Annotated in this window: 7 protein-coding genes; 6 read left to right on the plus strand and 1 reads right to left on the minus strand. The window is 28.4% G+C overall.

What is annotated here, in order from left to right; genetic code table 11:
* The 6 genes from lanM to ACERC7_RS05025 all read left to right on the plus strand — a co-directional run.
* Positions 1-1,769, plus strand: a 1,769-nt coding sequence (lanM, locus tag ACERC7_RS05000) for a type 2 lanthipeptide synthetase LanM (RefSeq protein WP_373666311.1), incomplete at its 5' end; no start/stop codon positions are given.
* Positions 1,756-3,567 carry a peptidase domain-containing ABC transporter gene (locus tag ACERC7_RS05005; protein WP_373666312.1) on the plus strand — a complete coding sequence of 604 codons (1,812 nt, stop codon included), beginning with the start codon at positions 1,756-1,758 and terminating at the stop codon, positions 3,565-3,567. The genes lanM and ACERC7_RS05005, both read left to right, overlap by 14 nt.
* A 10-nt stretch (positions 3,568-3,577) precedes the next feature.
* On the plus strand, positions 3,578-3,751 hold the full coding sequence (locus ACERC7_RS05010; RefSeq protein ID WP_373666313.1) for a hypothetical protein: 174 nt from the start codon (positions 3,578-3,580) through the stop codon (positions 3,749-3,751).
* Positions 3,752-3,785: 34 nt separating this feature from the next.
* Positions 3,786-4,508 (plus strand): ABC transporter ATP-binding protein, encoded by a 723-nt coding sequence (locus ACERC7_RS05015; RefSeq protein ID WP_373666314.1) that lies wholly within the window; start codon positions 3,786-3,788, stop codon positions 4,506-4,508.
* A 2-nt stretch (positions 4,509-4,510) separates the two neighbouring features.
* The gene (locus tag ACERC7_RS05020) at positions 4,511-5,248 is read left to right on the plus strand and encodes an ABC transporter permease (RefSeq protein WP_373666315.1); all 738 of its coding nucleotides are present in this window, start codon (positions 4,511-4,513) and stop codon (positions 5,246-5,248) included.
* A 17-nt stretch (positions 5,249-5,265) separates the two neighbouring features.
* A complete protein-coding gene (locus tag ACERC7_RS05025; protein WP_373666316.1) occupies positions 5,266-5,964 on the plus strand; it encodes a hypothetical protein in 699 nt (232 codons plus the stop codon).
* A gap of 182 nt (positions 5,965-6,146) precedes the next feature.
* On the opposite strand, the gene ACERC7_RS05030 is transcribed toward ACERC7_RS05025, so the two are convergent.
* Positions 6,147-6,299, minus strand: a 153-nt coding sequence (locus tag ACERC7_RS05030; protein WP_373666330.1) for an IS3 family transposase, incomplete at its 5' end; no start/stop codon positions are given.

The raw sequence follows: 6,299 nt of genomic DNA on the forward strand, positions 1-6,299 counted from the left end.
CCACTTTGTATAAAGAAAATCATACAAATGGAGTACATCAGAACGATGCCATTGGGGGGAATAAGAGAATCAATACCTCTATTCAGCTTTCAAGAACTGGAGCGGACATTACCGGAAGCTATCAGTTGGGGGATATAATGAAAGATAGTATAGTTAATTACTGGTTAAATTATTTTCCAGAATATAGTTTAGAAGAATTTGAAAAGGAGTTAACAAAGCATTTAGGAGAGAATTATATCGAGAAACTTATAAATTCCTATAAAGATTATGAACATGTAGATGTAAATATTGTATTTAAGTTCGTGAATTTAAATTTAGAGATTATTCCAAAACAATTAAAAGAAATAATAGAAGAAAAATATTTATTTTCTTCTATTATTATACCGTTCATTAGCAAATATTTTTCTAGTTTTTCTTTTACGGTTTCCCGAAATAAAAATATTGAAGATTCGGATGAATTTATTACTTACTCTGTATTGGAAGTTGCAGATAGAATCAACACTTTGCTGTATCGGTCAATTATTGGAGATATATCTACTTTAAAAGCTAGAGAATTTCTTCAAGGGGAAACTTCTGTCAATCGAATGGAGTATTACAAGAATAAATATATAAAAGAAAGAAAAAATTTAGTGGATTTCTATGCTAGATTTTCCGAGTTAACACGCCTAACTTCATCTGTTGTAAAAAATACTTTTGACTTTTATTTAGAAATTACTCAACACTTTCAAGATCAATATGTAAAAATTATTGAACTTCTTGAGTGTGAAATTGGCTCTAAAGTAATGATTACTAAAATAGAATTGGGAAATGGTGATTCACATAGAAAGAATAAGAGTGTGAGTAAAATTATTTTATCAAATGGAAACACTATCATATATAAGCCACGCTCACTTAGTCTTGAAAAATCGTTTGAAAAAATGATGGAATTCTTACGAAATGAAAATGTTATTTTAGATTATAAGCTACCTAATCATATTTCAACTGAAAAATACGGATTTTGTGAATACATTATCACAGAAGAATGTATGAACGATTTGGATGTAAAGAATTTTTATCACAGAATAGGAGAATTATTAGGAATACTTTATTCTTTAAATTCTGTAGATTTTCATTATGAAAATATTATTGCGAAAGGAGCATATCCAATTCCAATTGATTTAGAAACACTAATCCATCCAAATATAGTGGATATGGATAATAATCTATCCGCATTCAAAAAGGCTTCTAAAAAATTTGAAAGTTCCGTAATAACTACAGGCCTGTTACCTATATTTTTAAAAGGAAATGAAGTTGGTGGGGTTAGTATGAATAGTGAGCAAATTTCAACATTTAAAACTGACTTTATCAAAGAAGCTGACAGTGATAATATTCATATTGAGAGAGAATATTATATAATTCCTCCTCAGAACAACAATCCTAAGTTTAAAGGTAAGATTGTAGATGCTAAAGACTATCTATTCGAAATTATAATAGGATTTCAAAGCATATATAGATGGATTATGAATAATAGCGAGGTATACATTGGAAAAATTTATGAGCTTTTTAGTAACAAAGTTGGAAGATTTATACCTAGGCCAACTCTATATTATTCACAATTATTAAGCATATCACTAAGCCCGGAGTTTACCCAAAAGCATTTTGAGAGAAAAATTCTGCTTAGAAGATTATACATACGAAGCGAAAATTTTGAGACAATGCTAATTGATTCTGAATATAAAGATTTACTAGAAGCGGATATTCCTTACGGTTTATATAATGGATCCTTCTAAAGGATATTTACATTATGAGTTTAAGGAATTTTCGAATCATTTTAGTAATATAGTACTGTTATCATTTCCTAACGAAAATTATCGACCTCGGAAGTCACAGTTTCCTTCACCATGGTTAAGAGTATTTTCTAGTTTTTCAAAAGTAAAAGGTCGATTGATTTTGACATTGCTATTTTCAATAATAAGCTACTTAATAATACTTTCCGTACCAGTAATGACTTCAAACTTTATTAATTTTGCATTAGGTGGTGAATTTTCTTTTCAAACATCGCTATTAATCTTATTTTCTCTACTTTGTTTGTATCTAATTTCTATCTTGGCAAGGAGTATAGGGATTCTATTTTCTAATATATTTTTTAGTAGGGATATTGAAAGTTTTACATTTAAGCATTTACTTAAACTACCCTATAGCTTTTTTGAACTCAGAGCAAAAGGAGATATTTTATACAGAATCTCTAGTCTTAGTGGCTTTAGGGAGCTATTCACTAACCAAGTAATTGGAGGAATAGTAGATATTGGAACTATTTTAAGTGTTGTAGTATTTATGTTTTTAAGTTCAAAATCATTAGCGATTATAGCTCTAATATTGAGTTTAATCAATTTTTCATTTTTATTTAGTACTAGAAAAATAATGTATGATACGGTTAATAGAGAATTACAGGAACAATCATTGATTTACTCAGTTGAAACAGAGGCTTTAAATACAATTTCTTCAATAAAAATATCGGGATTAGAAGATGAAATATATGAAAACTGGTCTAAGCATTTAAAAAATGTACTGACTAAGTATAAAGAACGCAGTATTGTGCATATTTTATACAATTCAGCTACAAATGTATTTCAATTATTCGCTCCTATAATTATTTTAATTTTTGGACTTAATAATGTTTTAAATGGAAAAATTTTATTAGGTGAGGTCGTTGCATTTCAAACACTAGCATCAATTTTATTTAGTTCAGAAATTTCAATATTTAATGCTTATACGCAATATATTTTAGCAAAAGGATACTTAAATAGAGTAAATGATATTTGGCTTGAAAATGAGGAGACTATTAATAATGGTCTTAAAAATTATGATTTAGAAGGAAGAATAGAAATTAAGGACTTATCTTTCTCTTATTCAAAAGACTCAGCTCCTGTAATCGAAAATTTAAATTTGACTATTGAACCAGGACAGAGAATAGCGTTGGTTGGTCAATCGGGTTCAGGAAAAAGTACATTATCAAAAATACTATCAGGGTTATATAAAATTGATAGAGGAGAGGTTTTATTTGATGGTGTAAATATTAATCAAATAGATAAGAAAGTACTAAGTAAAAATTTAGGAGTAGTTCCACAGGATGCTTATTTATTGAACAGAAGTATTCTAGATAATATAACTTTAAAACATGAGGTTTCTTCACGAAAGATAGAGGAAGTTTGTAAGGCAGTCCAAATCTATGATGAAATCATGGCTATGCCGATGAAATTTAATACGATTATCTCAGAGATGGGGTCTAATATTTCAGGTGGTCAAAGACAACGGATAGCGCTGGCACGTGCATTAATAAATAATCCTAGTGTTGTAATTTTAGATGAAGCAACTAGTGCTTTAGATACTATTAATGAAGATAGAATAACTAGGTATATACAAGAACAGGGCTGTACCCAAATAATTGTAGCACATAGATTGTCAACGATTAAAGATGCAGATATTATTTTTGTCATGAAAGATGGTAAGATTGTTGAGTCAGGAGATCATATGAACTTAATGGCTATTGGTGGAGAGTATTACAGTTTATATACCAAAAGAAAGTGAGGTGTAAGAAATGAAGAAAGAAAAAGAAGATGTTATTTCAATATCAATATCACTAGGGGTGATGATTGGAATAGTATTTTCTACTATGTTAGATATTCCAATGGAATATGGTATTTCATTAGGCTCGTTGTTCGGAATATTATTAGGTTTATTGTTTTTTTATAAAAATAATGATGATAATTAAGTATAATTTTTTGGATACAAACTAAGGAGTAGAAATGACTATAGTTGAAATCATTAATGTAACAAAAAGCTTCAAAGATACTGAAGTTATTCATAACACTTCGTTCTATTTAAAGAAGGGAAGAATTTATGGTTTTGTTGGCCCTAATGGAGCTGGAAAAACTACAATGATTAAAATGATTCTAGGAATTTTAAAACCAAATTCTGGGAAAATAACTATTTTTAATCAACCAGTAGAACATAATTCTGATAATATCTTATCTAGAATAGGTGTGGTTATGGGGCCCTCATTTTATGGGCATCTTGATGCTTATGAAAATTTGAAGTTAATAGCAAATATGAAAGGGCTTAGTTTTGATATTGAAAAACTTAACGAGTATCTATCAATGTTAGGGCTAAAAGATGTTAAAAAGAAAAAAGTAAAAAATTTTTCCATGGGAATGAAACAACGACTAAGTATAGCTGCATCATTGTTAGGCGATCCAGAAATACTAATTTGGGATGAACCGATCAATGGACTTGATCCACAAGGTGTAATTGAAATTAGACGTTTAGTTCATTTTCTTCATGAGACAAAGGGTATTACTTTTTTTATATCGAGTCATATTCTTAGTGAACTGGATAAAGTAATAACTGATGTTGTAATTATTAATTATGGGAAAGTTGAATTTTTTGGTTCTTGCAATTACCTTTTACAAGAATATAATAGTAAAAATCTGGAAGAAGCCTATTTATCATGTTTAGCTGGATGGAGGTGAATATGATTAAAGTGGAGTTTCTAAAGCAGAGAAAAAGAGTCTGGTGGTTTGTTTTCGTTTTTCCAATAATTTTAAATGTTTTGTTATATATAGATTTAACATTTAGGTATCGAGGCTATTTATTGGTGCATCAAAATGAACTTGCTTTAACTAACTGGCAGTTAATTTTCAAAGAGCAAACTGTGTTTTATTTTTCTGAACTATATTATTTAATTCTGTCTTTAATTATTTACGAAGTATTTGCAGTAGAATTTGAAAATAATGCGTGGTTAACCTTAATTTCATCGCCTTTTAGAAATAAGTACACAATAAATTCTAAAATGTTAATTACAGTGGCGTACACATTTATTTTTTGGGTGTCAGATTATATTAGCTTGTACGTTACGGGGAAAGCTATTGATAGCAGTTTAGAAATTAGTTTGATTTTCTTTTTAAAAACATTTACCATTCAATTTGTTTCCTCATTGATGATAATATTAACGTATTTTCTAATCTTATTGCTTATAAGGAAGGTTTCTGGAATGATAGCAACTGGTATTTTAATAATGATTTTAACAATTAGCATATACTACAACAACTATAATTTTGAGATTTATTTACCGTTTACCTATCTTTCTCATGCATTTAGAGTAACTGAAAATCAATTTTATATGATTTTACTAGCTAACATAATGTTAATTTTTGTTTTTTATTTATTTATTCAGAGATTGAACAAAAGAAGTTTTGAAATGAAACTTTAGTATTTTAGGTAATAAAAATGAAGTTGTTAAAAAATGAATTGATTAAGAGTAAAGCTTTCCTATCTATTTTAGCTGATATATTTATTCAGATAATAGTATTTCTAGCTATTAAAATATATATTTTAGATATTTCGGAACCATATTCTGAACTTTCTTATAATAAGTATTGGTATGTTTTACATACAATGATATACATATTGATGATTTTTCCGCTACAAATTTTATATCAAAATCTAAGAGAGGTGTTGATTGAGGATAGTAACAAGGGTTGGAATTTAATGGCGATTAACACCAATCAACTCGAGAAAATCATCTATATAAAAGTATTGATAAATATAGCTAGATGCTTTATTTGTTATTTTACTTATACAATTTTTTGTTTAGGCTTATTAGGTAGTATGGGGGTTGATATGTTATTAACTAATATAGTATTTCCGAATTTAATGTCATTTATTTTATTTTTACCGATAGCTATCTTTATGCAAATTTGTTGTATAAGATTTGATTCTATTTTAGCTAAAGTCTTACCCAATATTTTGCTTATTCTTATCATATTAATAACATTTCAAAGTGACTGGAATTTATTTATACCTGTAACTTACTATTACACAGTGATTCAGTCTACAACAGGCTTAGGTATTAAATTGCTAGTTTGCATCTGGATTATTGGATTAGAATGCTTCCTTCTTTCAAAACTAATCAAATTTAAAGTATAAAATCTATTTTGGATTTCACTTAAAAAGTTAAACAATTAAATACGATTACCAATTAAATAATACAATGTGAGTCATGATTAGAAAGGAATTGACTATACGATTTAAGATTCTTATGCTTAATTAAGTAAGTTATTAACTGAAAAGGCACCCCTTTTCTGTACAATTTTTATAAAGTGTTTTTGTTAAGCGATAACTTGCTTAACCATAGGTGTTTGGTAATCGAGACTACCGTGAATGCGATGATGGTTCCACCAGTGGACATAGTCCTTGGTTTTAAGGGTTAGTTCTTCTAGTGACTGGCAGGTCTCCTGGTTGATAAACTCCAGTTTGAAAGA

It is taken from the genome of Streptococcus sp. E17BB (genome assembly GCF_041807725.1).
GTDB classification, from domain to species: Bacteria; Bacillota; Bacilli; order Lactobacillales; family Streptococcaceae; genus Streptococcus; species Streptococcus entericus.